12 protein-coding genes are annotated in these 14,578 nt (G+C 70.5%); 9 read left to right on the top strand and 3 right to left on the bottom strand.

The genetic code is table 11. The annotated features are described in order from the left end of the window. Positions 1-11 precede the first annotated feature (11 nt). Complete coding sequence (locus ACFQVD_RS24925; protein ID WP_343968054.1) at positions 12-872, top strand: bifunctional methylenetetrahydrofolate dehydrogenase/methenyltetrahydrofolate cyclohydrolase; 861 nt, start codon at positions 12-14, stop codon at positions 870-872. A 213-nt stretch (positions 873-1,085) separates the two neighbouring features. Here the strand turns inward: ACFQVD_RS24925 and ACFQVD_RS24920 are convergent, their stop codons facing one another. Next, positions 1,086-1,739 carry an FHA domain-containing protein gene (locus ACFQVD_RS24920; protein WP_343968052.1) on the bottom strand — a complete coding sequence of 218 codons (654 nt, stop codon included), beginning with the start codon at positions 1,737-1,739 and terminating at the stop codon, positions 1,086-1,088. A gap of 181 nt (positions 1,740-1,920) precedes the next feature. On the opposite strand from ACFQVD_RS24920, the gene ACFQVD_RS24915 reads away from it, so the two are divergent. The 3 genes from ACFQVD_RS24915 (at position 1,921) to ACFQVD_RS24905 (ending at position 4,695) form a co-directional block, all read left to right on the top strand. Continuing rightward, entirely contained in the window at positions 1,921-3,042 is a 1,122-nt protein-coding gene (locus tag ACFQVD_RS24915; RefSeq protein WP_030912561.1) for a citrate/2-methylcitrate synthase, read from the top strand. A gap of 34 nt (positions 3,043-3,076) precedes the next feature. Beyond that, positions 3,077-3,367: a DUF3017 domain-containing protein gene (locus ACFQVD_RS24910; protein WP_343968048.1), complete on the top strand. Its 291-nt coding sequence runs from the start codon at positions 3,077-3,079 to the stop codon at positions 3,365-3,367. A 113-nt stretch (positions 3,368-3,480) separates the two neighbouring features. After that, positions 3,481-4,695, top strand: a complete 1,215-nt coding sequence (locus ACFQVD_RS24905; RefSeq protein WP_343968045.1) for an NADP-dependent isocitrate dehydrogenase — start codon at positions 3,481-3,483, stop codon at positions 4,693-4,695. A 212-nt stretch (positions 4,696-4,907) separates the two neighbouring features. Here ACFQVD_RS24905 and ACFQVD_RS24900 read toward each other — a convergent pair whose 3' ends face one another. Next, positions 4,908-6,467, bottom strand: coding sequence for a hypothetical protein (locus ACFQVD_RS24900; RefSeq protein ID WP_343968043.1), 1,560 nt, complete (start codon positions 6,465-6,467; stop codon positions 4,908-4,910). A 244-nt stretch (positions 6,468-6,711) separates the two neighbouring features. Here ACFQVD_RS24900 and ACFQVD_RS24895 point away from each other — a divergent pair, with 244 nt between their 5' ends. The 3 genes from ACFQVD_RS24895 (at position 6,712) to ACFQVD_RS24885 (ending at position 11,129) form a co-directional block, all read left to right on the top strand. Beyond that, the gene (locus ACFQVD_RS24895) at positions 6,712-9,000 is read left to right on the top strand and encodes a bifunctional serine/threonine-protein kinase/glutamate ABC transporter substrate-binding protein (protein WP_343968041.1); all 2,289 of its coding nucleotides are present in this window, start codon (positions 6,712-6,714) and stop codon (positions 8,998-9,000) included. Positions 9,001-9,158: 158 nt separating this feature from the next. Beyond that, positions 9,159-10,136, top strand: a complete 978-nt coding sequence (locus ACFQVD_RS24890) for a malate dehydrogenase (RefSeq protein WP_343968038.1) — start codon at positions 9,159-9,161, stop codon at positions 10,134-10,136. Positions 10,137-10,289: 153 nt separating this feature from the next. Next, a complete protein-coding gene (locus ACFQVD_RS24885) occupies positions 10,290-11,129 on the top strand; it encodes a hypothetical protein (protein WP_343968035.1) in 840 nt (279 codons plus the stop codon). A gap of 29 nt (positions 11,130-11,158) precedes the next feature. Here ACFQVD_RS24885 and galE read toward each other — a convergent pair whose 3' ends face one another. Continuing rightward, positions 11,159-12,118 carry a UDP-glucose 4-epimerase GalE gene (gene galE / locus ACFQVD_RS24880; RefSeq protein WP_343968033.1) on the bottom strand — a complete coding sequence of 320 codons (960 nt, stop codon included), beginning with the start codon at positions 12,116-12,118 and terminating at the stop codon, positions 11,159-11,161. A 121-nt stretch (positions 12,119-12,239) separates the two neighbouring features. On the opposite strand from galE, the gene ACFQVD_RS24875 reads away from it, so the two are divergent. Both ACFQVD_RS24875 and trpS read left to right on the top strand, forming a co-directional pair. Next, positions 12,240-13,553 (top strand): hemolysin family protein, encoded by a 1,314-nt coding sequence (locus ACFQVD_RS24875; RefSeq protein WP_343968030.1) that lies wholly within the window; start codon positions 12,240-12,242, stop codon positions 13,551-13,553. Positions 13,554-13,567: 14 nt separating this feature from the next. Continuing rightward, positions 13,568-14,572 (top strand): tryptophan--tRNA ligase, encoded by a 1,005-nt coding sequence (gene trpS / locus ACFQVD_RS24870; RefSeq protein ID WP_343968028.1) that lies wholly within the window; start codon positions 13,568-13,570, stop codon positions 14,570-14,572. Positions 14,573-14,578 lie beyond the last annotated feature (6 nt).

Below are 14,578 nucleotides of genomic sequence, written 5' to 3'. Positions count from 1 at the left end.
GGCTTAGCGGTATGAGTGCGCGGATTCTCGACGGCAAGGCCACAGCGGCAAAGATCAAGGCAGACCTCGCGGCGCGGGTGGCCGCGCTGAAGGAGCAGGGCATCGTCCCCGGGCTCGGCACGGTTCTGGTGGGAGAGGACCCGGGCAGCCAGATCTACGTGGCGGGCAAGCACCGCGACTGCGCGGAGGTCGGCATCTCCTCCCTCCGCAGGGACCTGCCGGAGAACGCCGGCCAGGCCGAGGTCGAGGCGGTCGTCGACGAGCTCAACGCCTCCGAGGAGTGCACCGGCTACATCGTCCAGCTCCCGCTGCCCCGTCACCTCGACACGCAGGCGCTGATCGAGCGGATGGACCCGGCGAAGGACGCCGACGGCCTCCACCCGGCCAATCTGGGCCGTCTGGTCCACATGGTCGACGCACCGCTGCCCTGCACGCCGTACGGCATCGTCGTGCTCCTGCAGGAGTACGGGGTGCCGCTCAAGGGGGCGGAGGTCGTCGTGGTCGGCCGCGGTATCACCGTGGGCCGCTCGCTCGGCCTGTTGCTGACCCGCCGCTCGGAGAACGCCACGGTCACCCTCTGCCACACCGGCACCCAGGACCTCGCGGCCCACACCAGGCGCGCCGACATCGTCGTCGCCGCGGCCGGGGTGCCGCATCTGATCACCGCGGACATGGTGAAGCCGGGCGCCGCCGTGCTGGACGTCGGAGTCTCCCGGGTCGACGGGAAGATCGCCGGTGACGTCGCCCCCGGCGTCGAGGAGGTCGCGGGCTTCCTCACCCCCAACCCCGGCGGTGTGGGCCCGATGACCCGGGCCATGCTGCTCACCAACGTGGTCGAGGCCGCGGAGAGGCGCGCCCGCGAGCGGGGCTGACCCCGCGGGCGGGCGATCTCACAGGCCGGCCTCGCAGGGCCGATCTCACGAGGCCGATCTCACGAGGTCGGCCTCGCGGGACAGGCCCCACCGAGCAGGCCTGCCTGAGCAGGCCCCACCGAGAGCACCTCACCGGGCAGGCCGATCTCCCCGGGTGGCCGGTCCCGGGGTGGGACCGGTTACCGGGTGGCGCCGGTCTGCCGGGCGGCCCGGCTACGACGCCCTGCGGTTCGCGGCGGTGGCCGCGGTCTGGGACTCCGGAGCACCGGTCGCGCGCTGCGAGGGCACCACGGGGGTGGGCCTCACCAGCCCCAGGGCGACGACCTCGTTCGCCAGCCTGGTGCGCCGGTTGGTCCCCTCGGGGATCCGGAACTTCTGGTAGAGACGCAGGAGGTGCTGCTTGACGGCCGCCTCCGTCACCACCAGGTCGTCGGCGATCTCCCTGGCCGTGGCCGGTGCGACGAACGCCTCGTCCGACAGCGCCGGACGGCAGAGCGACGTCAGGACGTCCACCTCCCGCCTGGTCAGCTCCGGTGCCGCGGCGCGGCGGAGCTCGACCTCCGGGGCGAAGTCCTCGCGAGGCACTCCGCCGATCCTGCCTCGTGCCGCGCCGAAGGACACCACGTCACCGTCGTCAAGCACCCTCCGGGCGATCGGCCGGCCGTTGACCCGAGTGCCGTTGCGGGACAGGCCCAGATCAACGACATACAGGTAGGGTCCGCGCCGGACGAATTCCGCGTGCAGCCGGGACACACTCGGATCGGTCAGCCGGATGTCCACTCCACGGCCACGTCCGATCGTTGTGATCTCGGGGCGCAACGGGACCACCTCGCCGGTGTCCTCGATGCGTATGAACGGCCCCTCCACGGCAGTTCCTCCCCAGGTAGCCCGCCGTAACTATTCCTACAGCTCCGGCTTACCCAAACGAGGTGATGGGGAATCGCCTTTGCCAGAAGGAGAATCATTCCTGAAATTGGCCTGGACCTCTCGGGAGGGTTTCCGCTGCTCACAGGTAGACTTTGGGCACAGATAAGCGGAGGAAACACTCATGGCGGACAAGCCCACCAAAGGTCTCGCCGATGTCGTAGCCGCGTCCACAGCGCTCAGCGACATCGACGGTCAGGCCGGTCGCCTCTTCTATCGTGGCTACGACATCCACGATCTGGCCGGCCGCACCACCTTCGAAGAGACCGCGCACCTGCTGCAGTACGGCACGCTTCCCACCCGGGAACAGCTCTCGGCGTACGGGGAGGAGCTGGTTCGAGGGCGTACGCTCGGCACGCTCGTCGAGGCCAACATCTCGGAGATCGCGGAGAGACAGGCCCCGATGGAGGCGCTGCGCACGCTGGTCTCGCTGGCCGGAGGCGATGATCCGGACAAGGACTCCAACGCCCCCGAGGCGAACCTGCGCAAGGCCGCCAGGCTGACCGCGCAGCAGCCGCTCCTCGTCGCCCGCTACCACGCGGCCAGGACCGGTGCGGTCATCCCCGCCCCGGACCCCTCCCTGAGCGTGGCGGCGAACTTCCTCCTCCAGATCACCGGCCGTACCCCCGGTGAGCGCGAGGTCGAGATCTTCGACACCTGCCTGGTCCTGCACGCCGACCACACGATGAACGCCTCCACGTTCGCCGCCCGGGTCTGCGCCGCGACCCTGTCCGACATGCACTCGGCCATCGTGGCGGCCATCGGCACCCTCAAGGGCCCCCTGCACGGCGGCGCCAACGAGCAGGTCATGCGCACCCTGGAGTCGCTCGACGCGGGCGCCGTCGCCCAGTCGGTACGCGACAGGCTCGCCGCGGGCGAGAAGATCATGGGCTTCGGGCACCGGGTCTACAAGACCGAGGACCCGCGCGCCACGCACCTGCGCCAGATGTCGCGGGAACTCGGCGAGGCGTCCGGTGACGACACGTACTACCGGATGTCGAAGGAGATGGAGGAGGTCGTCTTCGAGACCAAGGGCCTCTATCCGAACGTCGACTTCTACGCGGCGACGGTCTACCACTACCTCGGCATCCCGACGGACCTGTTCACCCCGGTCTTCTCGGTCAGCCGCATGTCAGGATGGACCGCACACGTCATCGAGCAGCACGCCGACAACCGGCTGATCCGCCCGGACAGCGAGTACATCGGCGAGCGGGACCAGAAGTGGAAGCCGATCGCCGAGCGATGAGTCGGAATCAGAGGCGAGAGCGGAGGGTGGGTCGATGAACGCGCGAGCGGTGAACGCGAGCGAGGAACGTTGGGGACCGTATCCGCTGGTGGTGGCCGGTGCGGCCACCGCGATGGTCTTCGCGGTGCTGCTGGACATGCCCGAGTGGGGCGGTTTCGCCCTCGGTGCCGTCATGACGCTGGGGGCACTGGCCCGGCTGGCCGGGGGTGGGCGGCTCGCCGTACGCCGCAAGGCCACGGACGCCCTCACCCTCGCCGTTCTCGGAATCGCCCTGATGGCGGGCGGGCTGATCCTCGAATTCCCGGCTCTCATGCCGATGCGATAGGTCGGAGGAGCGGGTACGCCGCAGGGCGGTCGACCCGGTCCGATAGCCTCAACGGCCAGTGAGCCTCAAAAAGGACTGTCTGGCCAATTTAGTTCAGAAGGGGAACCACACGCATGCCCAAGATCAAGGTAGAGGGCCCCGTCGTCGAGCTTGACGGCGACGAGATGACCCGGATCATCTGGCAGTTCATCAAGGACCAGCTGATCCTTCCCTACCTCGACGTCGACCTGAAGTACTACGACCTCGGGATCGAGCACCGCGACGCCACCGACGACCAGGTGACGATCGACGCCGCCAACGCGATCAAGCAGTACGGAGTCGGCGTCAAGTGCGCCACGATCACTCCTGACGAGGCTCGGGTCGAGGAGTTCGGCCTCAAGAAGATGTGGAAGTCCCCGAACGGGACCATCCGTAACATCCTCGGCGGAGTCATCTTCCGCGAGCCGATCATCATGTCCAACGTGCCGAGGCTCGTCCCCGGCTGGACCAAGCCGATCATCATCGGCCGTCACGCGTTCGGCGACCAGTACCGCGCCACCGACCTGAAGATCCCCGGCGAGGGCACCCTGACCCTCACCTACACGCCCAAGGACGGCTCGGAGCCGATCGAGCTCGACGTCTACGACTTCCCCGGCCCCGGCATCGCGATGGCGATGTACAACCTGGACGACTCGATCCGCGACTTCGCCCGCGCCTCCATGCGCTACGGCCTGTCGCGCGGCTACCCGGTCTACCTCTCCACGAAGAACACGATCCTGAAGGCCTACGACGGCCGGTTCAAGGACATCTTCGCAGAGGTCTTCGAGACCGAGTTCAAGGCCGACTTCGAGGCTGCGGGCATCACCTACGAGCACCGCCTGATCGACGACATGGTCGCGGCGGCGCTCAAGTGGGAGGGCGGCTACGTCTGGGCGGCCAAGAACTACGACGGCGACGTCCAGTCCGACACCGTCGCCCAGGGCTTCGGCTCCCTCGGCCTGATGACCTCGGTCCTGCTCACCCCCGACGGCCGGACCGTCGAGGCCGAGGCCGCCCACGGCACGGTGACCCGTCACTACCGTGAGCACCAGAAGGGCAACCCCACCTCCACGAACCCGATCGCCTCGATCTTCGCGTGGACCCGGGGCCTCCAGCACCGCGGCAAGCTCGACAACACCCCCGCGGTGATCGACTTCGCGGACAAGCTGGAGCAGGTCTGCGTCGAGACCGTCGAAGGCGGCCAGATGACCAAGGACCTCGCCCTGCTGGTCGGTGGCGACGCCAAGTGGCTGACCACCCAGGACTTCCTGGCGGCGCTGGACGAGAACCTGAAGAAGAAGATGGTCTGACCGGCGTCAGGCCGACCCCCGACCGCGAGGAAAGGGCCGCCCCCACGGCGGCCCTTTCCCTGTCGCAGGGGGTCACGAGGCCGCCCCGTCTCCAGGACGGGGCGGCCTTTTCCGTATTTTCCCACTTGTCGCGGGGCCGCCGTGTCCCGCCCCCACGGCGGCCCCTTTCCCGTTGCCGCAGGGGTCACGAGGCTGCCGCTCGTCGTACGGGATCAGGAGGTCACCGCGGCCCCCAGCACGATCGGGGCATCGGCGGGGAGGCCGGGCAGGGGGCGCGCCCGTCCGGTGACGGCGTCCACCCGGAAGAGGCCGAGGGGTTCGCCGCCGTCCCCGGCGCTCATCCTGACGACCACCTCGCGGGTGTCCAGCCAGCTCACCACCTCGGCGGTGGCGGGCCGCTCCGTCTCGGGGAGCGAGAGCCGCCTGAAGACCCGCCGCGACTCGGCGTCGATGACATGGAGGCTGTGGGGGTCCTCGCCCTTCCCCGCGACGATCGCGGCGGAGTACCTGCCGCTGGGAGAGTCGGCCCAGGTGTCGTACCTCTTGCCGAGCCAGGCGGCGGCCTTCTCGGTCGGAGGCAGCTGCTCCGCGGGCACGGACGTCAGGTCACCGGTCGTGAAGTCGGTTCGCAGCCGCCGCTCGCCGAGCGTGACCGTGAAGTGGCGGCCGTTGGCGGAGACGCTCACCAGCGTGCCGTTCTCGGTGTCGGCGGAGGCGAGAACCGGCGACAGGTAGCGCTTCACCCCGCTGCCGAGGTCGTGGGCGACATAGCGGCGCTCCGCCGCGCTGAGGTAGGCGATGCGGCGCCCGTCGTGGCTGATGGCGGGAACCAGTCGGTGGTGCTTTCCGCCGTCGCCGCGCGCGAGGCGCTGAGCGGCGTCGGGGACGCTCAGCGTCGACTCGCAGGGATCCGCGCCCTCGCACGCGGGGAGGCCGGGAGTGGAGCTCTCAGAGCCGCCGGAGACCAGTTTCAGGGTCCAGCCCGCGCAGGTCACGTCGCCGGCCCGCGCCGGGGACGTGCCGTCCGCCTGGACGCCCTGGCCGGGACAGCGTCCCGGGATCGCGTAGCGGATCACCGAGGAGGTCCGTGGCGCCTGCCACGGTGCCGGGGTGGCGCTCGGCGCGGGGCTGGAGACCGCCCGTACCGGCTCCTGGGCCTGTGCGGCGTGCGGCCGGTTCCGTTCGCCCAGCGCCGAGTTCCACACCTCCGCGCGCTGGAGCATGACGAAGGCGGCGATCAGGCCGACCGGTACCAGCGCCGCCGCCACGGTGAGGAGGACTCCCCGGTTGCGGCGCCGCCTGAGCGTGCGCATGGACCGGGCGCTGAGGTCGGGGACGGACGCCTCGCCCGCCGCGGTGGACATCCTCTTGACGAGGCGGGCCCTGTCGCCCTTGGTGAGGGTGTCGACCGCCTCGGTGATCTCGGCCTGCACGGTCTCCTCAGGCATCCCGAGGGCGGCGGCCATCTCGGCGTGGCTCCTGCCGTCGTGCAGGCAGGCGACGGCGAGGAGGCGTTGCCGGGGAGGCAGCCGCACCAGAGCCGTCGGCCCGGCGGCGCTCGGCCGTGCCAGGAAGCGGCGGTAGAGCGCGATCTGGGCATGTGTGGTGGGGTTCTCCCACACCGGTGGCGGCCAGGAGAGGGCGACCGTCTGGAAGGAGCGCAGGGCGAGGCGGATGGCCTGCTCGTGGCTGCCGGTGAGAAGAAGGGCGGTGCCGACGAGGGAACGCTGATCGCGCTGGACGAACTCGCGATAACCGATATATCGGCGCATGGAAGTTTTTTGCTCCGGCTTGCCTGAGGGACGTACAACGGTAGCGATCTAAGCGGCTGGAGCGCCAGATTGGGGTGAATGTCGGAGATTGGGGGGTGAATGTGTCTGGCATCTCACCATGACGGGGGCTACGGACATGGCCACGTTGCAGGAAAACTGAGGTCACGTCGGGATAACAAAGGGAGGGTATGGGTCATGGCGCCGTAAAGTTTGCCACGTCGGAGATTACGAGACCGTGGGGACGATGATGTCGGAGATCGCGCCACTGGAAGCGGGAGAGCCGCGCCAGCTCGGGCCGTTCCGCGTCGTCGGGAAGATCGGCGAAGGCGGGCAGGGCATCGTCTACCTCGGAATCAACGCCGCGGGAGAGCGGGCGGCGATCAAGCTGCTGCACGTGAAGTTCTCCGGTGACGCCACCGCCAGGTCCAGGTTCGCCAGGGAGGCGCGGGCGGCCCAGCGGGTCGCGTCCTTCTGCACGGCGGGAGTCCTGGACGCCGACCTCGAAGGCGACACCCCCTACATCGCGAGCGAGTACATCGAGGGCAGGTCGCTGCGCGAGGTGGTGGAGACCGACGGCCCCCTGCGGGGCGCCGCGCTGCAGCGGCTGGCGATCGGCACCGCCACCGCGCTCACCGCGATCCACCACGCCGCGATCGTGCACCGCGATTTCAAGCCGGACAACGTGCTCATCGCCGCCGACGGCCCGAGGGTCGTCGACTTCGGCATCGCCCGCATCCTCGACTCCACCGGCACGATCACCAGCCGGGCCATCGGCACGCCCGCCTACATGGCGCCCGAGCAGATCTCCGGCTCCGACGTCGGGCCGCACACCGACGTCTTCGCCTGGGGGGCGACCGTCGCGTTCGCCGCGACCGGCGAGACGATCTTCGAAGGGAGGTCGATCGCCGTGGTGCTCAACCGCATCCTCAACCACGAGGTCGACCTCGGCTCGCTGCCGCAGCCGCTGCGCGGTGTGGTCGCCTCGGCGCTGGCCAAGTCACCCGCCGACCGGCCCTCGGCGGACCAGATCCTGCTTCGGATGCTCGGCCACCCCGAGACGGTGAACGCCTCGCCCGCGATCCTCACCCAGGGCGCCAAGGTCGCCGCCCCCGACGAGCTCCGCTCCCGGGTCCGGAACCGCGGCGAGTCCCAGGCCGGTGATCAGGGCCGCGACCGGTCCCGGCCCCGCGCCCCGGGCCAGGGCCCCGACGACGACGCGACCAGTCTCATGCGCACCCCGACCCACCGGACGAACGCCCCGGGTGAGCCGGTCCTTCCGTCCACCGGGTTCCGGATGGGAGACCCCGCCCAGGCCCCGCCCTCCCACCCCGGTCGGGAGGGCGCCGGTACGGAGGGGCAGGGAGGCCGGGCCGGACGGCCGGATCAGGGCGAACGCCGTGAGACCCCCGGCCGGGGCGACCTCCCGTCCTCGCACGGTCCCGCGGAGAACCCGGCCCACCCCGACCGCCACCCTCCGGAGCGCCGTTCGCCGGGCTACCGGGAGTACCCGTCCTCTTCCGGCTACCGGGAGTACCCCTCGTCTCCCGGATACGGCGACAACGTGGCCTCCCCGGAACAGCCGGGGCAGGTGCCGCCGCCCAGCTGGCAGGTGTCCACGACCCGGGTCGGCGGGCCGGCGGCGCCGCGGCGCCCGCGTGGGAGGCGCTGGATCGCCGTCGGGGTGGCCGTGCTGCTGCTCGCGGGGGCGGCGCTCGCCGCGGTCCGCTGGTGGCCGGGGGCCGTCTCCCAGGGCGGGCCGGAGCCGGCCGAGACCGGCCGCCCCTCGTACACCTCGGTGGTCGACAAGGCCGCCAAGACGGGCAGGCTCACCATCGGGGTGCGCGACTTCCTGCCCGGCATCGCGCTGAACAACGGCGGGAAGTGGGGCGGCTTCGAGATCGACCTGGCCCTTGAGATCGCCGAGGCGCTGGGGGTGCCGGAGAGCGGCGTCACCTTCAGGTCCACCGCCCGCGCGGAGCGGCCGAAGCTGCTGGCGGACGGTGACATCGACCTGGTCCTGGCGACCTACTCGATCAACGACACCGACGACGTCACCTTCGCGGGACCCTATTACCTCGCCCATGTCGACGCCCTCGTCAAGGACGGCTCGCCGATCGTGACCGTGAAGGGCCTGGAGGGCAGCCGGATGTGCCAGCCGGCCGCCAGCGTCTCCGTGGCGGTGATCCAGGACGTGGTCGAGCGGCTCACCCTGGTCCCCGCCCAGACCTACTCCGAGTGCGTCGACAAGCTGCGGGCCGGTGAGATCGACGCGATTCCCGGCGACGACCTGCTGCTGGCCGGTTTCGGCAACCGGGAGACCATCCGCTACAAGCTGCTCGGCCTCAAGCTCACCGACGAGCGTTACGCGGTGGCCCTCAAGAAGGGCGACAGGCGCACCTGCGAGGCCGTCAGGGGGGCGATCGCCGCCCTCTACAAGGACGGCACGGTCCGCAGGCTGCTCGACAAGCACTTCTCCAGGGTCAAGTTCCCCGGACGGGAGAACGCCCGCCCCGCCATGGCCACCTGCGCCTAGGGTTTCGGCGGGGAGACTCGAAGACCATCCGCCGGCGCCGCCATGCCCGTCGGGGCGCCCGCCGCGCGGAAGCCGGATGGGGCACTCGCCGGATGGTCGTCCAGCGCGGACGGGTAACATCCGAGCGTCACAATTCATCCTTCGAGTGGGGGAAGGTCATGGCCCAGACTCCCGTAAAGGTCACCGTCACCGGCGCCGCCGGTCAGATCGGCTACGCGCTGCTTTTCCGCATCGCCTCGGGCCAGCTGCTGGGCGCCGACGTCCCGGTCAAGCTGAGCCTCCTGGAGATCCCGCAGGCGGTCAAGGCCGCCGAGGGCACCGCGATGGAGCTCGACGACTGCGCGTTCCCGCTGCTGAGCGGCATCGAGGTCACCGATGACGCGAACGCGGCGTTCGACGGCACCAGCGTCGCCCTCCTGGTCGGCGCCCGCCCCCGGACCAAGGGCATGGAGCGCGGAGACCTCCTCCAGGCCAACGGCGGCATCTTCGGCCCGCAGGGCAAGGCGATCAACGACAACGCGGCGGACGACATCCGCGTGCTGGTGGTCGGCAACCCGGCCAACACCAACGCGCTCATCGCCCAGCAGCACGCCCCGGACGTCCCGGCCGAGCGCTTCACCGCGATGACCCGCCTCGACCACAACCGCGCGCTCTCCCAGCTCGCCGCCAAGCTCCAGGTCCCGGTCGGCGAGATCAAGAAGATGACCATCTGGGGCAACCACTCCGCCACCCAGTACCCCGACCTCTTCCACGCCGAGGTCGGTGGCAAGATCGCCGCCGAGCTGGTCGACGAGGCCTGGCTGCGCGACACCTTCATCCCCACCGTGGCCAAGCGCGGTGCCGCGATCATCGAGGCCCGCGGCGCGTCCTCGGCCGCCTCCGCCGCCAACGCGGCGATCGACCACGTCTTCGACTGGGTCAACGGCGCCGAGTGGACCTCGGCCGCGATCCCCTCCGACGGCTCGTACGGCGTGCCCGAGGGGCTCATCTCCTCCTTCCCGGTCGTCTCGCGCGACGGCAAGTGGGAGATCGTCCAGGGCCTGGAGATCGACGCCTTCTCCCGCGAGCGGATCGACGCCACGGTGCGCGAGCTTGAGGAGGAGCGTTCCGCGGTGCGTGAGCTCGGTCTCATCTGAGCCGACGTTCGAACGGGGCCCCGGCATGCCGGGGCCCTTTCGCGTCCCAGGTCACCGGAGCGCGCCAGGCTTCCCGGCCGCGCGGACGGCGAACGGAAAAGGCGGCGTGTCGATCATCGCGGAGTGGTGTGTCCCGGCGTTCAATGATCACCTATGGTCGGGGGATCGCTGTTCAGGGAGCACGTCGCGGTACGGGTCGTCGCAGGGGTGATCTGTCTCGTGCTCGCGACGGTACCCCGGGCGGCGTCGGCCTCGCCCGACGACGAGGGATGGGGCGGCGCCGACCTGTCGGTGCGGCTGACCGTCTCCCCGAAGCGCGCGCAACCGGGACAGCCGCTGACCTACCGCGCCGAGGTGCGCAACGCCGGTCCCGGAGACGCGGTGCTGCCGCTGCTCACGGTCCGGCTGCCCGACGGGGTGGAGGTGATCGGGGTCAACGTCGCCGAGTGCCTCCCCGGTGCCACCACCGGTGAGGTGGTCTGCGCCGCGACGAAGGACGTCCCCGCCGGGCAGACCGGTGGGGTGACGATCAACGGGGTGGTCAGGCCCGGCGCGCGGGGCCCGCTGACGGCGAGCGCGTCGCTCTCCTCCGAGGTCGTGGACGACGACGAGACGAACAACCACTCCCGGACGCTGACCGAGGTGGACGACGGTACGGACCTCGCGGTCAGGCTCTCGCGCGGGGCGCGCGCGGGCCGTCTGGTCACCGTGTCCGCGGTGGTGCGCAACCGCGGGCCGCGGCGGGTCCACGACGCCGGGGTCTTCTTCGACACCGGCGGCGCGCGCCTCATGTCGGCGAGAGGCGCGCGGTGCGACCCCCAGCCCGCCTACGTCGGCTGCAGGCTGCGTACGGTCGGCGCGGGCAGGAGGGTGAGTTTCATGCTCGCCTTCGTGGCCCGCGGGCACGCGCCGCGGGCCGAGGCGACCGTCTACTCCCTGCGGCTGGGTGACCGCCGTCCGGCCAACAACACGGCCCGCTTCAGTCTGAGGTAGGCGTGGCCCTCCGATGTGGCGGGAGGCGGTCAGCCGTTCAGGGCGGCCCAGGCGTCGGCGACGACGTCACGGAGCGACGGGTGCTCCGGCTTCCAGCCGAGTTCGCGCCGGACCTTCTCGGAGGAGGCCACCAGCACGGCCGGGTCACCGGCACGGCGCTCGCGCACGACCGCGGGGATCTCGTGGCCGGTCACCTCGCGGCAGACCGACAGCACCTCGGAGACCGAGAAGCCGGTCCCGCTACCCAGGTTGTAGATCTTGTGCTCGCCCGGCGAGCAGGCGTCCAGCGCCAGCAGGTGGGCCCTGGCGAGGTCGGCCAGGTGGATGTAGTCGCGCACGCATGTGCCGTCGGGAGTCGGGTAGTCCGTGCCGAACAGGCTGACGGACTCGCGTCCGCCGAGCGGGACGGCGAGGATGTTAGGGATCAGGTGGGTTTCCGTGGTGTGACGCTCGCGGTAGACGTTGCCGTCCCCGGCGGTGTAGGCGCCGCCCACGTTGAAGTAGCGCAGGCTCACCGCGGCCAGGCCGTACAGTCCGGCGAACGCGCTCAGGGCGGTGTCGACCGCGAGCTTGGACGCGCCGTAGGGGTTGGTGGGCCGGGTCGGGTCGGTCTCCAGGATCGGGGAGCGCTCCGGCTCGCCGTACGTCGCGGCGGTGGAGGAGAAGACGATCCTGCCCACCCCGGCGCCCCGCATGGCGTCGAGCAGGGCCAGGGTGCCGCCGAGGTTGTGCGCCCAGTACAGGCCGGGCCGCTCCACGGACTCGCCGACCAGGGACTTCGCCGCGAAGTGCAGCACGCCGTCGATGCCGTCGAGCACCCCGGCGGCCTCGGTGATCGACCCCTCGACGAAGCGGGCGCCCGGTGGCACCGCGTCGGCGTGGCCGGTGGAGAGGTCGTCCAGCACGGTGACCTCGTGGCCCGCCTCGACGAGTTGTGCCGCCACGGCGCTGCCTATGTATCCGGCGCCTCCGGTGACGAGCAGCTTCACGGAGCCTCCTGTTTGATGTTGTTTGTACTTGTTTGTTTTTGTAACTCTACGCCAGCATATGCTGGCACATCAAATATCGGCCACCGCCGGAACGGGCGACCGCCATGACGGAGACGATCTCGTGAACAGCGTCCTGGCGAACATCGCCCTGGTCATGCTCTTCGTACTGATCGGAGGCTTCTTCGCCGCGGCCGAGATGGCCATGGTCTCCCTCAGGGAGAGCCAGGTCAGGCGGCTCGGCACCCGGGGGCGCAGGGGGGCCAGGGCCGCCAGGCTCGCCCGGGACCCCAACCGCTTCCTGTCCGCGGTGCAGATCGGCGTCACCGTGGCGACCATGCTCTCGGCCGCCCTGGGAGCCGACACCCTGGCCAGGGACCTCATCCCGGTGGTGACGGGCTGGGGGGTGCCGGAGGCCGTGGCGAACCCGCTCGCCCTGGTACTGGTGACGCTGGTGATCTCGTACACCTCGCTGGTCCTCGGCGAGCTCGCGCCGAAAAGGATCGCCAGGCAGCGCGCCGAGGGGATCTCGCTGCTGGTCGCGCCGTTCCTCGACAGGATGGCCGCGCTCTCGCGGCCGATCATCTGGGCGCTGTCCAAGTCCACCGACGGCGTGGTGAGGCTGCTCGGCGGCGACCCGGGCACCGACCGCGAGGAGATCTCCACGGAGGAACTGCGCGAGATGGTGGTGGGCCACCAGGAGCTCACCGACGACGAGCGCCACCTGATCGGCGAGGTCTTCGCGGCGGGCAAGCGGCAGCTCCGCGAGGTGATGCTGCCGCGCACCGAGGTGGAGTTCATGGCCGCCGACACGCGGCTGGCCGAGGCGGCGATCCTGGCCGCGGCCATGCCGCACTCCCGCTTCCCCGTCTACCGCGACTCCTACGATGACATCGTGGGCTTCGTTCACATCCGTGACCTGCTCGACCCGGTGCTGACCGGCTCCATCGAGCCGATCAGCGAGCTGGTGCCGATCCGCCCGGTCAAGCTGGTCCCCACCAGCAAGCGGGTGATGGCCACGCTGTCGGAGATGCGCAGGGAGGGACACCACCTGGCGATCGTGGTCGACGAGTACGGCGGCACCGCGGGCATCGTCACCCTGGAGGACCTGGTCGAGGAGCTGATCGGCGACATCCGCGACGAGCACGACGTGGCGGACGAGCACGTCGCGCTGCCCGCGGGGGAGGTCGAGCTCGACGGGCTGGCCAATCTCGACGAGGTGGCGGCCGAGAGCGGGATCCGCCTGGCCGACGGCCCGTACGAGACCCTCGGCGGGTTCGTCATGTCGAGACTCGGCCACCTGCCCGCGCTCGGGGAGCGGGTGGAGATCCCCGGATTCGAGTTGAAGGTCACCGACATGGACGGCCGCAGGGTCGCCAGGGTCAGGATCAAGCGGAGTACTTCGCGGACCGAGGCACCGACCACTCCCGACAGCTGACAGAATTGGTGGCTATGGCCAGCCCTCGCGTCCTGTCGGGAATCCAGCCCACCGCCGACTCCTTCCACCTGGGAAACTACCTCGGCGCGGTGCGGCAGTACGTCGCGATGCAGGAGGGCTACGACGCCTTCTACTGCGTCGTCGACCTGCACGCGATCACGGTGGACTACCGGCCGGAAGAGCTGCGCAGGCGCTCCAGGGTCGCCGCCGCCCAGCTCTTCGCCGCCGGTCTCGACCCTGAGCGGTCCACGGTCTTCGTGCAGAGCCACGTCCGCGAGCACACCGAGCTGGCCTGGGTGCTGATCTGCCTCACCGGCATGGGCGAGGCGGGGCGGATGACCCAGTTCAAGGACAAGTCGGCCAAGCACGGCGAGAGCTCGGCCAGCGTGGGCCTGTTCACCTACCCGGTCCTGCAGGCCGCCGACATCCTGCTCTACCAGGCCAACAAGGTTCCGGTCGGCGCCGACCAGAAGCAGCACCTGGAGCTCACCCGCGACCTCGCGCAGCGCTTCAACCACCGCTTCGGCGAGACCTTCACGGTGCCCGAGCCGCACATCGTCAAGGGGGTCGAGAAGATCACCGACCTCCAGGAGCCGACGGCGAAGATGTCAAAGTCCTCCTCCTCGCCCGCCGGCATCCTCGACCTGCTGGAGCAGCCGGGGCCGCTCCGCAAGAAGGTCATGCGCGCGGTCACCGACACCGGTTCCGAGGTCCTCGCCGACGACGACAACAAGCCGGGCATCACCAACCTGCTGCGCATCCAGTCCGCGCTGAGCGGGACTCCCATCGGTGAGCTGGAGGCCCGCTACGTCGGGCAGGGGTACGGCACCTTCAAGAAGGACGTCGCCGAGCTCGTGGTCGACACCTTCACCCCGATCCGCGAGCGGACCGAGAAGCTGCTCGCCGACGAGACCGAGCTCGACAGGATGCTCGCCGTCGGGGCCGCGCGGGCCCGTGCGGTGGCCGCCGAGACCATGGCCAAGGTCCGCGACCGGGTGGGCTTCCTGCCCACCCCGTGACCCTCC

The sequence above is a fragment of the Streptosporangium amethystogenes subsp. fukuiense genome (genome assembly GCF_042665875.1).
GTDB classification, from domain to species: domain Bacteria; phylum Actinomycetota; class Actinomycetes; order Streptosporangiales; family Streptosporangiaceae; genus Streptosporangium; species Streptosporangium fukuiense.
Note: the sequence above shows the minus strand (reverse complement) of the source record. Positions and strands in the feature narration are given on the sequence as shown.